Genomic DNA, 14602 nt, shown 5'->3' on the forward strand with positions numbered 1-14602 from the left:
CGTCAGTCGCTCTGCGTGCGCGGCAGCGGTCCGCCGATGAAGAGGTCCGTGTTCATGCGCCGGCGGCGCATCACGACCAGGACGGCCGCGCAGGCGACGAGCGACGCGGCGACCGCGCCGCCGCCGATCATCAGCGCGGTGGTCGGCGTGATGCCGGCCGGTCCCGCCGAGGCGGCCGTGCTGATGAAGGCGGTGCGCGCGGCGCTGATCGCGGTGCCGCAGACCTGCTGCGCCTCCCACGGTGCGGCCGTGGTGTCGCTGTCACGGTAGGAGACGGTCACGGCTGCCGTGCGGTGCGACTCGCGGCCGAATGCGACGACGCAGTAGACGGAGGGGTCGGGGTCGGCGATGACCGCGTCGCCCAGCGCCAGCTCTGCCCAGCCGATGGAGTCGGACTGCACGGCGACGTCGCCGGCGGCCAGGTCGGCGCGGGCCCCGGAGGTCTCGAAGGCGCCCACGGCGACCTCCTCGTCGGCGTCGAAGCCCCAGACGGCGCCGCGGGGCGCCTCGGTGCTGCCGTCGCCGAGCTCGCGCGGCTCGAGCAGGAGGCCGTTGCCGGTGGAGGGCGCGAGCCGGAAGACGACCTTGGCGGCGGAGCCCTGGTCGCCCGTGAGGTCGACCGTGAAGGCGCCCGACTTGGTGATCAGCGCGGTCGGAACGGTCGCGGTACCACTCCCCGCCTCGAGGGTCAGCGGGGTCTTGGTGCCGTTCGGGTCGCGGAGGACCGCCGAGACGGCCTCGCCGCTCGCGAAGCCGGTGTACGAGAAGCCGACGCCGTAGAAGCGGGCGAGCTCGACGGTGAGCGCCTCCGGCTGGACGGCGAGCTCGCGGGTGAGGAAGACGTCCGCGGTCGCGGCACCGGCCGCCGGCTTCGCGCCCTCGGTCGAGGTGCCGAGCTCGGTGCGTCCGGGGGCCGACGCCGCCGGAGTGACGGCGCCCGCACCGGAGGAGCCGGCGGTGCCGGACGTGGTGGTGCCGGTTGTGGTGCCGCCGCCGGAGGTGCCGCCGGACGTCGCTCCGCCGGTGGTGCCGCCGCCGGAGCCGGAGCCGCCGGAGGACGATCCGCCGCCGGTGGAGGGCTGACCGCCGCCGGAGCCGCCCTGCTGGCCGCCGCCGGTCGAGCCGCCGCCGGTCGATCCACCGCCGGTCGATCCACCGCCGGTGGATCCGCCGCCGGTGGAGGGCTGGCTCGGCTGCTGGGGCGCGGGGTCGACCGGTGCCGGATCGACCGGCGCGGGGTCCACGGGCGCGGGGTCGACGGGAGCGGGCTGCTCGGGTTCTGCCGGCTCCTCGGGCACTCCGGGAACGGACGGCTCCTCGGGGACGCCGGGAACGGGGTCGGAGCCGCCGTCGCCCGGCTGCTCGGGATCCTCCGGCACGCCGGGGATGGTCGTCGCGGCCGGCTGCTCGACCGTGGTCGAGACCGTCGAGGCGGAGGGGGCCGCGACGGCCGCTCCGGGGAGGGCCAGGCCGAGCACGAGCGCCGCGAGAGCGGCGGCGGGCAGGGCGAGTCGGCGGGATGACGGCATGGCGGTTCCTTCCTCCACGGGCGACGATCTGCGTCCGCGCACGGAGGAGCGCACTCCCCCCTCACGAGGGTAAGGGCGAGAGGCGAGCTATCGCGAGCCGTCCTGTCCCCCGTCAGAGGGACGTCGCGGTCGTGCTTCCGTCCGGACGGCCCGGTCGAGGCTCACCCGCGATCGAGGAGGGCCCGCCGGAGCCGCACGGGATCGACCCGCCAGAAGGTGTGCACGCGCCCGTCGATCAGCACCACCGGGATCTCCTCGACGAAGCGCTCGTGCAGCTCGGGATCGTCGAGGATCGACACCTCCGAGACGGCGACCGACGCCTCGGCGCCCAGGTCGGCGACCACCTGCTCGACCACGGTCCGCGCGTCATCGCAGAGATGACAGCCCGGCTTGCCCACGAGCGTCAGCTCCACGTCCACCATGCGGTCAGTGTACGGCGGCCCCGGCGACGGGCGCCGAGACGGCGAGCGGCGCCGGGACGATCCGTGAACGCAGACGAGCGCCCGACCCCGGAAGGGCGGACGCTCGAGTGGGAAGAGGCGCGAGCCTACTTCTTGTTGCGACGCTGGTGGCGAGTCTTGCGAAGCAGCTTGCGGTGCTTCTTCTTCGCCATACGCTTGCGACGCTTCTTGATGACAGAACCCACGAAGACCTCACAACGTTAAGGGGGTCGACCGCCCGACGGGCGGCCGCTTACGAAAAACTGGCTCCCGCGAGCTTACACGACCCGGGGCTCCACCGTTTCCGGCTCCTCGGCGCCCCTCACTTGCGGATGCGCAGCGCCTCCGCCACCTTCGTCGCTCCCTCGCTGACGCCCCGCTGGATGTCCTGCACCACGGTGCTGACCTGGTGGGTGCGCTCGGCGAGCGCCCGACCCAGCGACTCCGCCCGGGCCGCGGTCGGAGCGTCGAGCAGGGCGCCGGCCGCCTCGTCCTCGGCGAGGAAAGGCAGCAGCCAGTCCTCGACCTCCGCCAGCGGCGCGTACTCGAGCGCGTAGAAGCGGTGCTGTCCGCTCTCGCGCACCGTGACGAGGCCGGTCTCGCGCAGCACCTTGAGGTGCTTCGAGACGGTCGGCTGGCTCAGCTCGAGGCGCGCCACGATCCGCGACACGCTCATGCCCTCGGCCGAGCCGTCCCGCCGCTGCTCGAGCAGCAGGGCGAGGATGTCCCGGCGGGTCCCGTCCGCGATCACCCCGAAGATGTCAGCCATGCGCCCAGGCTAGTCAGCGCCCCGGGGGCCCGGCACCGAGCGGGTAGCATGGCCGCGATCGAGTGGAGGATCCGCCGTGGTGGTTCGGCAGCAGTTCCGCAGCCCCGTGGGCGTCTCGCCCGTCTCCCCCTGGTCGGGGTTCGAGCGGGCCCGCGACCTCATCGACGACTTCGCCGGACGCTCGCCGTCCCGCTTCGCGATCCTCATCTTCTCGGCGCTCGTGCTCGTCTTCACCCTGCTGTTCTCGCTGCCGGTGTCGAGCACCACGGGCACCGTCACTCCGCTGCACGACGCCTTCTTCACCGCGATGTCGGTGATCTGCGTGACCGGCCTCGCGACGGTCGACATGGCGACGCACTGGTCGGCGTTCGGCCACTCGATCATCTTCGTCGGCGTGAACATCGGCGCTCTGGGAGTGCTGACGCTCGCCTCGATCATGGGCCTGGCGATCTCGCGCCGCCTCGGGCTCCGGGCGAAGCTCATGGTCGCCAGCGACTCGAATCCTCTGCGGATCCACTCCGGCCCCGTCGCCGAGGGCCAGGCCGTGCGCCTGGGCGAGATCGGCGGACTGCTCGCCACCGTCGCGATCAGCGCCGCCGCGATCGAGATCATCGTCGCGCTCCTGCTGTTCCCGCGGATGCTAATCGACGGGATCCCGATCGGCGAGGCCGTCTGGCACTCCTTCTACTACTCCGCGATGGCGTTCACGAACACCGGCTTCGCCCCGAACGCCGCGGGACTCACCCCGTTCGAGGACGACTACTGGTTCCTCGGCATCTTGATGCTCGGCGTCTTCCTCGGCTCGATCGGCTTCCCCGTCATCTACGCCTTCTCCCGCGGCTGGCGGCGCCCGCGCAAGTGGTCGGTGCACGTGAAGCTGACGCTGGTCACCTCCGTGATCCTGCTCGTCGCCGGGGCCGTCCTCTACATCGTGCTCGAGTTCGACAATCCGAGGACCTTCGGCAGCCTCGATGCGGGAGACACCGTCTTCCAGTCCTTCTTCCTCTCGACGATGACGCGGTCGGGCGGCTTCTCGACGATCTCGGTCCCCGACCTCAACGGCTCGAGCCTGCTCGTGACGGACATGCTGATGTTCATCGGCGGAGGATCGGCCTCCACGGCCGGCGGGATCAAGGTCACGACCCTCGCGATCCTGTTCCTGGCCGCCTTCGCCGAGGCCCGCGGCAACAACGACATGGAGGCCTTCGGCCGCCGGATCCCGAACGACGTCCTGCGCCTGGCCGTCTCGGTCGTGCTGTGGGGCGCGACGACGGTCGCCGTGTCGAGCGTCCTGATCCTGCACATCACCAAGGCCTCGCTCGACCACGTGCTCTTCGACGTGATCTCGGCCTTCGCGACCTCCGGGCTCTCGACGGGGCTCACCGCGGAGCTGCCGCCGTCCGGGGTCTACATCCTCGCGCTGACGATGTTCATGGGCCGCGTTGGTACCGTGACTCTCGCCGCCGCGCTCGCCGCGAGCCAGCGGAGGCAGTTGTTCAGACGACCGGAAGAGAGGCCCATCGTTGGTTGACCGCATCAGGTACGACGCCCCGGTGCTGGTGATCGGCCTCGGGCGCTTCGGAGCCGCCACGGCCGGCCAGCTCGACCGCCTCGACCGCGAGGTCCTCGCCATCGACGCCGACGCCGGTCTCGTGCAGAAGTGGTCGGAGCGGGTCACCCACGCGGTGCAGGCCGACGCCCGCTCGCTCGACGCCCTCGCGCAGATCGGCGCGCAGGACTTCCAGGTCGCCGTCGTCGCGGTCGGCTCCTCCATCGAGGCGTCCGTGCTGATCACCGCGAACCTCGTCGACCTCAAGATCCCGCAGATCTGGGCGAAGGCGATCTCGCGCTCGCACGGCAAGATCCTCGAGCGGATCGGCGCGAACCACGTGATCTACCCCGAGGCGGAGGCGGGCGAGCGCGTCGCGCACCTGGTCTCGGGCCGCATGCTCGACTTCATCGAGTTCGACGACGACTTCGTGCTCGCGAAGATGTACCCGCCCAAGCCGATCCGGGGGCTGACGCTCACGGAGTCGGGCGTGCGCCGCAAGCACCGCGTGACCGTCGTCGGCGTCAAGAGCCCGGGCAAGCCCTTCACCTACGCGACCGAGCAGACCGTCGTCTCGAACCACGACCTCATCGTGGTCAGCGGCACCCCCAGTGACATCGAGCGCTTCGCGGCCCTCGGCTCCTGACCCGCGCCCCCTCCCTCCTCCTCCTCTGCGGGATGCCGCTCCGGTACGCCCGCTCCGGGGTGTCGCGTACCCGAGCGGCATCTCGCGGAGAGGAGGGCGGAGTCAGGAGGCGGCGAGCTCGCGGGCGCGGGCCAGCGCGGCGTCGGTCGCCCGCGTGAAGAGGGCGGCGAGGTCGGCCTCCTGCAGGACCGCGACGGCCCGCTCGGTGGTGCCCTTCGGGCTCGTGACCCGCCGGCGCAGCTCCGCCGGCTCCTCGCCGGAGTCCGCGAGCAGCTCGGCCGCGCCGCGGAACGTGCCGACCACCATCGTCGACGCCTGCTCCGGGGTGAAGCCCTTCGCGACAGCGGCCGCGATGAGCTCCTCGATCAGCAGGAACACGTAGGCGGGCCCCGAGCCGGAGATCGTCGAGAGCGCGTCGAGCTGCGACTCCGGCACCTCGACCACCTCGCCGACCGTCTCGAACAGGCGGCGCACGAGCGCCAGGTCCTCGTCGCCGGACCGCGTGCCCGCGCTGAGGCCGGTGACGGCGCGGCCCACGACCGCGGGAGTGTTCGGCATCGAGCGGAGCACGGCGACGGACGCGGGCAGGTGCCGCTCGAACGTGGCCGCGGTCACGCCGGCGGCGACGGAGACGACGACCGCGCCCGGGGCGAGCGCGTCGGCGATCTCGTCGAGCAGGTCCGGCACCATGTGCGGCTTGACGGCCACGAGCACGATCGCCGCGCCCTCGACCGCGCGCCGGTTGGCCTCCGGGTCGTCCGCGGTGGCGAAGGCGGTGACCACCGGGTGGCCGTCCCACGCGGCGGCCTTCGCGGAGTCGCGGTTGGTCACCCGCACGCCCCCCTCGACGCGGACGCCGGGAGCCAGCAGGCCCTGGAGGATCGCGCCCCCCATCGAGCCGAGGCCGAGGACGGCGATGGACGGGAGCAGGACGGGCGCATCGGTCACGCCGCTCATCCTACGAAGAGCCCGCGGCAAGGGGGTCCAGGGGCGGTCCGGCGCCTCGTAGGATGGCCCGACCATCCAGCGGCGAGCCCGAGGAGACCACGTGAGCGCATCCGGAGGCGGCACCGCGATCATCGCGGCGCTCGCGGCCAACCTCGGCATCGCCCTGACGAAGTTCGTCGCCTGGTTCTTCTCCGGATCCGCCTCCATGCTCGCCGAGGGCGTGCACTCGCTCGCCGACTCCGGCAATCAGCTGCTCCTGCTGCTCGGCGGCCGCAAGTCGCGGAAGGCCGCCGACGAGGAGCACCCGTTCGGCTACGGACGGGAGCGCTACGTCTACGCCTTCGTGGTGTCGATCATCCTGTTCTCCGTCGGCGGCGTCTTCTCGCTCTACGAGGGCATCGAGAAGATCGCCGAGCCGCACGAGCTCGAGAACGCCTGGCTGCCGATCCTGGTCCTCGTGATCTCGATCTGCCTCGAGGGCTACTCGCTGCGCACCGGAGTGAAGGAGTCGAACCGGGTCCGCGGCTCGCAGTCCTGGTTGCAGTTCATCCGCCGGGCGAAGGCGCCGGAGCTGCCGGTCGTGCTCCTCGAGGACGTCGCCGCGCTCACCGGTCTGACGTTCGCGCTGCTCGGAGTCGGGCTGACCGTGATCACCGGCGACTCGGTCTACGACGCGATCGGAACGATCATGATCGGCACCCTGCTGATCGTGGTGGCGATCGTGCTGGGCGTCGAGACGAAGAGCCTGCTGGTCGGAGAGGGGGCGACTCCCGCCGACGCCGCCTCGATCCGCGCCGCGCTCGAGGCCGGGCGCGACGTCGAGCGCGTCATCCACATGCGCACGCTCTACCTCGGACCGGACGAGATCCTCGTGGCCGCGAAGCTCGCCTTCCCGGCCGCCGAGACCCTCGAGCACGTGGCCGCCGGGATCGACGCCGCCGAGAAGCGGATCCGCGAGGCCGTTCCCGCCGCCACCACGATCTACCTCGAGCCCGACGTCGACCGCGGACGCGCGGGACCGCCGGCGGCCCGTCCGGCCGTGACGGAGGCGGAAGGGACGGCCGCCGCGGCCGCTCCGGCCGCCGCCGCTCCGCCCGCCGCCTCCCCGCCGGCCGCGCCGCACGGGAGCGCCTGAGATGCGCCGGGCCCTGGCGATCGTCAACGAGCGCGGTGCCGGGCTCGGCGCGCTCGAGCCGATGCTGACCGAGCGGGGGTTCGCCGTCGACGCCGTCGCAGGGACGGACCTCGACGCGATCGACATCCTCGCCCCCGACCTCGTCGTCACGCTCGGCTCCAGCGCCGGCGTCTACGAGACCTCGCGGCACCCCTTCATCAGCCCCGAGATCGCGCTCCTGCAGGACCGGATGCACCACCGCCGTCCCACGCTCGGCGTCTGCTTCGGAGCGCAGCTGATCGCGACCGCCCTGGGCGAGTCCGTCCATCCCGGATCGGCCCGCGAGGTCGGCTTCCGCCCGGTCGTGCTCACGGAGGAGGGCGCCGGCTCCCCGCTCCGGCACCTCGCCGGCGTCGACGTGATGCAGTGGCACGGCGACACCTTCGCGCTGCCGAGCGGAGCGGCGCTGCTGGCGTCGTCGCCGACCGGCGAGGTGCAGGCGTTCGCCGTGGAGGACTGGCTCCTCGGCGTGCAGTTCCACCCCGAGCTGACCGGCACGATGGCCGCGCAGTGGCTCGAGGGCGACGGGGAGTGGGCGGGAGCGGCGGGCTACGACGCCGCCGTGCTCGCCGACGACGTCGCAGCGGAGCGCTTCGAGCGGATGCACGCGGCGACGCGGCTCGCGCTGACGGAGTGGCTGGGCGCTCCGAGCTGAGGGGTTCGGCGGCGCTCGGCGTCAGCGCCGGTCGGCGTCAGCGGCGCTCGGCGAAGAAGTCGAGCAGGAGCCGCGAGCTCTCCGCGGCGCGGACCCCGGGGTACACCTCGACCACGTGGTTGTGCCGGCGGTCGCGGAGGAGGTCGTGCACGGATCCGGAGGCGCCCGCCTTCTCGTCCCACGCACCGAAGACGACGCGGTTGATCCGCGCCGCCAGGATCGCTCCGGCGCAGAGCACGCACGGCTCGAGCGTGACCACCAGCGTGCAGCCCTCGAGATGCCAGTCGCCGCGGGCCTCGGCCGCCGCGCGGATCGCGACCACCTCGGCGTGCGCCGTCGGATCCCGCCGCAGCTCGCGCTCGTTGCGCCCGAGCCCGAGCACGACCCCCTCCGAGTCGAGGACCACCGCGCCCACGGGGACGTCGCCCCAGCCCGCGGCCCGCCGCGCCTCGTCGAGCGCCAGGCCCATCCACTCCTCGGAGCGGCGGGGGACGCGGAGATCGCTGTCGCGCATCGCTCCCCCTCCTGCGGCGGCCAGCTGCGACCGGTGGGGCGCCGCTCCGGCCAGTAGATTGAGCTTATGCGCGTCCACGTAGCCGACCACCCGCTGATCACCCACAAGCTCACCGTGCTGCGTGACAAGCGCACCCCCTCCCCCACCTTCCGGCAGCTCGCCGAGGAGCTGATGACGCTCCTCGCCTACGAGGCCACCCGCGGCGTCCGCACCCGCACCGTCACCATCGAGACCCCCGTGACGCAGACCACCGGCCTCGCGCTCAGCGACCCGCAGCCGCTGGTCGTCCCGATCCTCCGGGCCGGCCTCGGGATGCTCGAGGGCATGGTCAAGCTCATCCCGACCGCCGAGGTCGGCTTCCTGGGCATGGCACGCAACGAGGAGACGCTCGAGCCGACCACGTACGCGGAGCGCCTGCCCGACGACCTGTCGAACCGCCAGTGCTTCGTCCTCGACCCGATGCTCGCGACCGGCGGCTCGCTCGTCGCGGCCATCCAGTTCCTCTTCGACCGGGGAGCGGTCGACGTCACCGCCGTCTGCCTGCTCGCCGCCCCCGAGGGCCTGGCCGCCGTCGAGAAGGCCTTCGGCGACCGCGACGTGACCATCGTCCTCGGCTCCCTCGACGAGAAGCTCAACGAGCTCGGCTACATCGTCCCCGGCCTCGGCGACGCGGGCGACCGCCTCTACGGCCTCGCGGGCTGAGCCCGCCGGCCCCCGGACGAGCGGGCCTTCCGTCGCGCCCCGGAACAGGGAGCCCCGCTGAGCCGTGCCGGTCGGCCGGCGCAGCGAGGGTCTCGACACCCCACCGCGACCGTCCGGCAAAGCCCGTCCTGCTGATCGAGCAGCGGGCGCAGCGGGATCCCCCGACACGGCTCGCGCCTCCTCCCGAGCACCGGAACCACCCGCGACGCGCCGTCCATCCCCACGGAAGTGTTGACGCACCGCACCGGCCTCCGCTTTACTGACGGACATGACTGACACCCTGCACGCCCTGACCTCCCTCGAGGCCACCGGGAATGCCGGCATGATGATGGCCGGTGGCCCCGTCATGTGCTGTCGAATGTGTGCATGAGGAACTGACCTCGCCGGATCCCCGCACCGCCTCCGCCCGCTGATCGTCACGATCGGCTGAGCGTCCGGGGCGCGGACGATCCCCTGGATGCCCCGCATCCGTCTCTGCCGCCACCGCGCACCGCGGGCCGGCTCGATCGCGCACACCCGGATCCGCTCCCTCGGACACTCGTCCCGGATCCGACCAGCCAAGGACTCGTCATGACCCTCCTCCACACCCGCACCGTCCCCGCCGCCACCTCCACCGAGGCGCCCCGCCTCCAGCCGGTCGCCGACGCCGCGCCCGCAGCACCCCGCCTCCGCGCCGTCCCCCAGGGCACCGAGGCCCGCGGCTTCGCCCTGTACGTCGGCATCGACGAGGCCAAGGCCCGCGCCGCCGGAGTCGACCTCGGCCGCCTGGTCGAGGAGCTCAAGCGCGTCACGGCGCAGCTCGCCCCCGACGCCGAGACCTACGCCTCCGTCGCCCTCGCCCCGCAGGGCGCCGGCGGCCGCGACGTGGACGTGGTCCGCCTCGCGCTGCAGGACCCGGCCGCCGTCGCCAAGCGCCGCTCCGACGCCGAGCCCGACCCCGACCGTGCACCCGGCGGCGTCGTCATCGACATCTCCCGCAAGCGCGTCATCCTCGACGAGGAGACCACCCCCCTCACCTACAAGGAGTTCGAGCTCCTCCAGTACCTCGTGCTCCGCGAGGGCCGCACCATCGAGCGCGCCGAGCTCATCGCCTCGCTCTGGGGCGCCGCGGACGACGACGCGCCGAACGAGCGCACCATCGACGTCCACGTCCGCCGCCTCCGCGCCAAGCTCGGCCGCTACGAGGAGATCGTGCGCACCGTCCGCGGAGTCGGCTACCGCTTCGACCGCCACGCCGACGTCGCCATCCGCTACGCGTCGACGCCGTCGCCGGATCTGTTCTGAACCGTGAGGAGAGCGCTTGCGCTCTCCTCACCGCGGTCGGCTTCACCGGTGGTCGCGATTCGGAGAGCGGGTCGCGACCGGCTAGCGGGAAACGCTGACACGCGTTTCCCGCGTTCGCCTCGAGGGCGGAACGTCCTCTCGACCTCGACGGATGTGCGCGACCGCTCCTCAGACGTGGAAGGCTGCTCGACGGCCCGCTGCGTGGTCGAAGCCGTGGCGGGGCCGGTCGCGCCTCGCGGGCAGGACGACGGGGCCGGGCCGCGTCGGCGGGGGACGAGGGCAGGGGGTGCTCGTCGTGTCCGTCAACGGTCAGGGATGGGCTGCGGTTCGGTGCGGACGTCGGAGGCAGCAGACGGGGCGGCCTGAGTCAGGAGAGAGTCGTCGGAGCGCGGGCGGGCGCGGCGGCGGGCCAGGCGGGGAGGGCTCAGGGAGGATTCAGGAAAGAGAGGGTTGCGTCGTTACCGGGTCGTTATATAGTTCAAGTGCGTCGACCGTTTGCTGTGGCGGGAAGCGCGAGAAGTGATTGCAGGACACTCTTGGTGCAAGGGAATGAAGGCCGGCCGCTCGCCTCAGCGGCCGGCCTTCTGTCGTTCCCCCGGCCACCCTCCTCCGGCTCCCCTCCTCCCAGCACCCCGGCGTAGGCTGTACGGCGTCTGGATGTCAGGGAACCGCTTCCTGAGCGCCGAGAAGGAGGACCAGTGGGGTCGAGAGAGGCCGTCGCCGCCTGGGAGTCGCTCTTCCGCGCCCAGGTCCAGGTGATGCGCACCCTGAGCACCGAGTTCCCCTCGCGGGAGATCTCGATGAACGAGTACGACGTGCTCTTCAACCTCACCCGGCAGCCCGGTCGGCGCGCACGGCTGCGCGACCTGAACCGGCACGTCCTCCTGACGCAGCCCAGCGTCAGCAGGCTGATCGACCGGCTCGCCGCCCGCGGCTGCGTCGAGAAGAGCGAGGATCCGGCGGACGCCCGCGGCACGATCATCGCGATCACCGACGAGGGCTACGCGCTCTTCCGCCGCGTCGCGCTCACCCACATGAGGACCATCTCGGAGCAGGTCGGCGGCGTCCTCGACGAAAACGAGCTGAAGCAGCTGACCGCGCTCTGCGACAAGCTCCGCGACGGCATCGCCTCCTCCTGATCCGTCACCGCTAGCACGGGCCGCAGCGACCGGCCAGGTCTTCGCCGCGGCGCGGGACTCGCGGATCATGGGGGTCACCATGAGTGACACCTCCCCCACCCTCGTCTGGCTCCGCGACGATCTGCGCCTGGCCGACAACCCCGCTCTGCGCGCCGCGATCGACCGTGGCGGCCCCGTCGCGGTCTGCTACGTGCTCGACGAGGAGTCGGCGGGCATCCGTCCGCTCGGGGGCGCCTCCCGCTGGTGGCTGCACGGCAGCCTCGCAGCCCTCGCCGCCGACCTGCGCGAGCACGGCGCCCCGCTGATCCTGCGCCGCGGGCCGGCCGCGGCCGTCGTCCTCCAGCTCGCCGAGGAGATCGGCGCCGGAGCCGTGCACTGGAACCGCCGCTACGGGAGGGCCGAGCGCACCGTCGACGCGGCGGTGAAGGAATCGCTCCGCAACGGCGGCCTCGAGGCCGAGAGCCACCAGGGCTCGCTGATGTTCGAGCCGTGGACCGTGCAGACCGGCGCCGGCGGCCCCTACTCCGTCTACACGCCCTTCGCCCGCGCCTGCCGCGCCAAGCCGACGCCGCGCGCGCCGCTCCCCCGCCCCCGCTCGCTCGACGGCGTCGCGGGAGACATCGCCTCCGACTCCCTCGACGACTGGGAGCTGCTGCCCACGCGTCCCGACTGGGCGGGAGGGCTGCGCGAGCGCTGGGTCCCCGGCGAGAAGGCGGCGGCCGACCGGCTGCGCGCGTTCCTCGCGGACCAGCTCGACGACTACGCCGACGGCCGCGACCGGCCGGCGGAGGACGCCACCTCGAACCTCTCCCCGCACCTGAGGTGGGGCGAGATCAGCCCCTTCCAGGTGTGGCACGCCCTGGAGGAGGCGCACGCGAAGGGCCTGCACCGCGGCGACGGCAGCGACCGGTTCCTCTCCGAGGTGCTCTGGCGCGAGTTCTGCTACCACCTGCTGTTCCACTGGCCGGATCTGGCGACCGCGAACTTCGACACCCGGTTCGACTCCTTCCCGTGGGGACGCCCCGGCCAGGAGGCGATCGACGCCTGGCACCAGGGGCGCACCGGCTACCCCCTGGTGGACGCAGGCATGCGCGAGCTCTGGAGCACCGGCTACATGCACAACCGGGTCCGGATGGTGACCGCGTCGTTCCTGATCAAGAACCTGCTGGTCGACTGGCGGGTGGGCGAGGAGTGGTTCTGGGACACCCTGGTCGACGCGGACCCGGCGAGCAACGCCGCGAACTGGCAGTGGGTCGCGGGCTCGGGAGCCGATGCGTCGCCGTTCTTCCGGGTCTTCAACCCGGTCACGCAGTCGAGGAAGTTCGACCCGGCCGGCGAGTACATCCGCCACAACGTGCCGGAGCTGGGCGGAGTCGAGGGCGCCGCCGTGCACGAGCCGTGGACGCTCGAGGACACGCTGACCGGAGGCGCGGACGGCTACCCGGCGCCCCTCGTCGACCTCAAGGAGACGCGGGCGCACGCGCTGGACGCCTTCGCGCAGATCAAGAGCGCCCCGCGCGACATCTCGCCGCGGGGCGACGACTGAGCATCGCCGGCTAGACGCGTCCCGCCGGTCCGGTGGAGCGGCCGGACCCGGCGAGCGGGTCCTCCTCCCCGCCCTGATCGCGCAGATCGCGGGCCGGGATGCCGACGAGCACCGCTCCGTCGGGCGCGTCCTTCACCACGACGGCGTTCGCGCCCACGCTGACGTCGGATCCGAGCACGAGCGGGCCCAGGACGACCGCGCCGGCGCCGACGACCACCCGGTCGCCGAGCGTGGGGTGCCGACGCTCGCGCCGGGCCGACCTCCCGCCCAGCGTGACGGAGTGGTAGAGCATGCAGTCGTCGCCGATCCGCGCGGTCTCGCCGATGACGACGCCCATGCCGTGGTCGATGAACAGGCGTCGGCCGATGGTCGCACCGGGGTGGATCTCCACCCCGGTCGCCGCGCGCGCCGCCTGGCTGAGCAGCCGGGCGGGCAGGCGGAGGCCGCGCCGCCACCAGGCGTGCGCGACGCGGTGCACCCAGACCGCGTGCACTCCCGGGTAGGAGAGGACGACCTCCACCGCGCTCCGGGCGGCGGGGTCGCGCTCCCGGGCGGTGCGGACGTCCTCGCGGAGCAGGGCGAGGAGCCCGGGTCGCTCCGGTCCGGACGGGACGCGGCGCTCTGGCCGACCGTCGCGTCCGGAGCGGGGCGTCCCGGCTCGTCTCGAGGGGCTCAGCTGCGGAGGTCCTCGTACAGGACGGTCGAGATGTACCGCTCGCCGAAGTCGCAGACGATGGCGACGATGGTCTTCCCCGCGTTCTCGGGGCGCTTCGCGACCTCGAGCGCGGCCCACATGATCGAGCCGGAGGAGATGCCGCCGAGGATCCCCTCCTGCGCGGCCATCTCGCGGGCCACCCGCACGGAGTCGTCGAGCGTCACGTCGATGATCTCGTCGTAGACCTCGCGGTCGAGGATCGCGGGGACGAAGTTGGCGCCGATGCCCTGGATCCTGTGCGGCCCGGCGGTGCCCTGGGTGAGGAGCGGGGAGTCGATCGGCTCCACTCCGATGATCTGCACGCCGGGCTTGCGCTCCTTGAGCACCTGGCCGACTCCGGTGATGGTGCCGCCGGTGCCGATGCCGGCCACGAAGACGTCGACCGCGCCGTCGGTGTCCTCCCAGACCTCCTCCGCGGTGGTGCGGCGGTGCACCTCGGGGTTGGCGGCGTTCTCGAACTGGCGGGCGAGGATCGCGCCGGGGGTCTCGTCGACGATCGCGCGGGCGCGCTCGACCGCTCCGCGCATGCCCTCGCTGCCGGGGGTGAGCACGATCTCGGCTCCGTAGGCGCGGAGGAGGACCCGGCGCTCGACGGACATCGTCTCGGGCATCGTGAGGACGACCTTGTAGCCGCGGGCGGCGCCCACCATCGCGAGCGCGATGCCGGTGTTGCCGCTCGTGCCCTCGACGATCGTCCCGCCGGGGTGCAGCTCGCCGGAGGCCTCGGCCGCGTCGATGATGGCGACGCCGATGCGGTCCTTCACGCTGTTCGCGGGGTTGTAGAACTCGAGCTTGGCGAGGACCGTCGCCTGGTCGGCGCCCTCCAGCCGGTTGATGCGGACGAGAGGGGTCCTGCCGACGAGCTGGGTCACGTCGTCGTGGATGCGTGCCATGGTGTGCGCTTTCTGCCGGGGCCGGCCGCCCGGGGCCCCGGAGCGGTGGGTGGAACGGGTGCTGCAGCGCCCCTCGGAGCGGCGCTCCCCCCACGATAC

16 protein-coding genes are annotated in these 14602 nt (G+C 72.8%); 8 read left to right on the forward strand and 8 right to left on the reverse strand.

Translation table 11 applies throughout. From position 1 onward, the window contains the following. Positions 1–2: 2 nt before the first annotated feature. The 4 genes from C5C55_RS07330 to C5C55_RS07345 form a co-directional block, all read right to left on the reverse strand. Positions 3–1529 carry a hypothetical protein gene (locus C5C55_RS07330; protein WP_104233427.1) on the reverse strand — a complete coding sequence of 509 codons (1527 nt, stop codon included), beginning with the start codon at positions 1527–1529 and terminating at the stop codon, positions 3–5. A 161-nt stretch (positions 1530–1690) separates the two neighbouring features. After that, positions 1691–1951 carry a glutaredoxin family protein gene (locus C5C55_RS07335; protein WP_104233428.1) on the reverse strand — a complete coding sequence of 87 codons (261 nt, stop codon included), beginning with the start codon at positions 1949–1951 and terminating at the stop codon, positions 1691–1693. A gap of 125 nt (positions 1952–2076) precedes the next feature. Then, complete coding sequence (locus tag C5C55_RS07340; RefSeq protein WP_003792170.1) at positions 2077–2175, reverse strand: 30S ribosomal protein bS22; 99 nt, start codon at positions 2173–2175, stop codon at positions 2077–2079. Positions 2176–2291: 116 nt separating this feature from the next. Continuing rightward, positions 2292–2738 (reverse strand): helix-turn-helix transcriptional regulator, encoded by a 447-nt coding sequence (locus C5C55_RS07345; RefSeq protein ID WP_104224854.1) that lies wholly within the window; start codon positions 2736–2738, stop codon positions 2292–2294. A gap of 160 nt (positions 2739–2898) precedes the next feature. On the opposite strand from C5C55_RS07345, the gene C5C55_RS07350 reads away from it, so the two are divergent. Both C5C55_RS07350 and C5C55_RS07355 read left to right on the forward strand, forming a co-directional pair. Then, positions 2899–4269 carry a TrkH family potassium uptake protein gene (locus C5C55_RS07350; RefSeq protein WP_244229642.1) on the forward strand — a complete coding sequence of 457 codons (1371 nt, stop codon included), beginning with the start codon at positions 2899–2901 and terminating at the stop codon, positions 4267–4269. Next, positions 4262–4933: a TrkA family potassium uptake protein gene (locus C5C55_RS07355; protein ID WP_068255410.1), complete on the forward strand. Its 672-nt coding sequence runs from the start codon at positions 4262–4264 to the stop codon at positions 4931–4933. The genes C5C55_RS07350 and C5C55_RS07355 overlap by 8 nt, the downstream gene beginning before the upstream one ends. Before the next feature lie 102 nt (positions 4934–5035). On the opposite strand, the gene proC is transcribed toward C5C55_RS07355, so the two are convergent. Then, positions 5036–5827 (reverse strand): pyrroline-5-carboxylate reductase, encoded by a 792-nt coding sequence (proC, locus tag C5C55_RS07360; RefSeq protein WP_374953059.1) that lies wholly within the window; start codon positions 5825–5827, stop codon positions 5036–5038. 154 nt (positions 5828–5981) lie between these two features. On the opposite strand from proC, the gene C5C55_RS07365 reads away from it, so the two are divergent. Both C5C55_RS07365 and C5C55_RS07370 read left to right on the forward strand, forming a co-directional pair. After that, positions 5982–7016, forward strand: a complete 1035-nt coding sequence (locus C5C55_RS07365) for a cation diffusion facilitator family transporter (protein ID WP_104233430.1) — start codon at positions 5982–5984, stop codon at positions 7014–7016. 1 nt (position 7017) lies between these two features. Continuing rightward, entirely contained in the window at positions 7018–7710 is a 693-nt protein-coding gene (locus C5C55_RS07370) for a gamma-glutamyl-gamma-aminobutyrate hydrolase family protein (RefSeq protein WP_104233431.1), read from the forward strand. 37 nt (positions 7711–7747) lie between these two features. On the opposite strand, the gene C5C55_RS07375 is transcribed toward C5C55_RS07370, so the two are convergent. Beyond that, positions 7748–8224 carry a nucleoside deaminase gene (locus tag C5C55_RS07375; RefSeq protein WP_104233432.1) on the reverse strand — a complete coding sequence of 159 codons (477 nt, stop codon included), beginning with the start codon at positions 8222–8224 and terminating at the stop codon, positions 7748–7750. A gap of 66 nt (positions 8225–8290) precedes the next feature. Here C5C55_RS07375 and upp point away from each other — a divergent pair, with 66 nt between their 5' ends. From upp to C5C55_RS07395, 4 genes are all read left to right on the forward strand, one after another. Further along, on the forward strand, positions 8291–8926 hold the full coding sequence (gene upp / locus C5C55_RS07380) for a uracil phosphoribosyltransferase (protein WP_104224850.1): 636 nt from the start codon (positions 8291–8293) through the stop codon (positions 8924–8926). 570 nt (positions 8927–9496) lie between these two features. Then, positions 9497–10210, forward strand: a complete 714-nt coding sequence (locus C5C55_RS07385; protein ID WP_104233433.1) for a winged helix-turn-helix domain-containing protein — start codon at positions 9497–9499, stop codon at positions 10208–10210. Between the two features lie 758 nt (positions 10211–10968). After that, complete coding sequence (locus C5C55_RS07390) at positions 10969–11349, forward strand: MarR family winged helix-turn-helix transcriptional regulator (RefSeq protein ID WP_104224206.1); 381 nt, start codon at positions 10969–10971, stop codon at positions 11347–11349. Positions 11350–11428: 79 nt separating this feature from the next. Beyond that, the gene (locus C5C55_RS07395; protein WP_104233505.1) at positions 11429–12895 is read left to right on the forward strand and encodes a deoxyribodipyrimidine photo-lyase; all 1467 of its coding nucleotides are present in this window, start codon (positions 11429–11431) and stop codon (positions 12893–12895) included. 10 nt (positions 12896–12905) lie between these two features. On the opposite strand, the gene epsC is transcribed toward C5C55_RS07395, so the two are convergent. Next, positions 12906–13472 (reverse strand): serine O-acetyltransferase EpsC, encoded by a 567-nt coding sequence (gene epsC / locus C5C55_RS07400; RefSeq protein WP_104224204.1) that lies wholly within the window; start codon positions 13470–13472, stop codon positions 12906–12908. 95 nt (positions 13473–13567) lie between these two features. After that, positions 13568–14503 (reverse strand): cysteine synthase A, encoded by a 936-nt coding sequence (gene cysK / locus C5C55_RS07405; protein ID WP_104233434.1) that lies wholly within the window; start codon positions 14501–14503, stop codon positions 13568–13570. Positions 14504–14602 lie beyond the last annotated feature (99 nt).

The sequence above is a fragment of the Rathayibacter sp. AY1C2 genome (assembly GCF_002931195.1).
Classification (GTDB): domain Bacteria; phylum Actinomycetota; class Actinomycetes; order Actinomycetales; family Microbacteriaceae; genus Rathayibacter.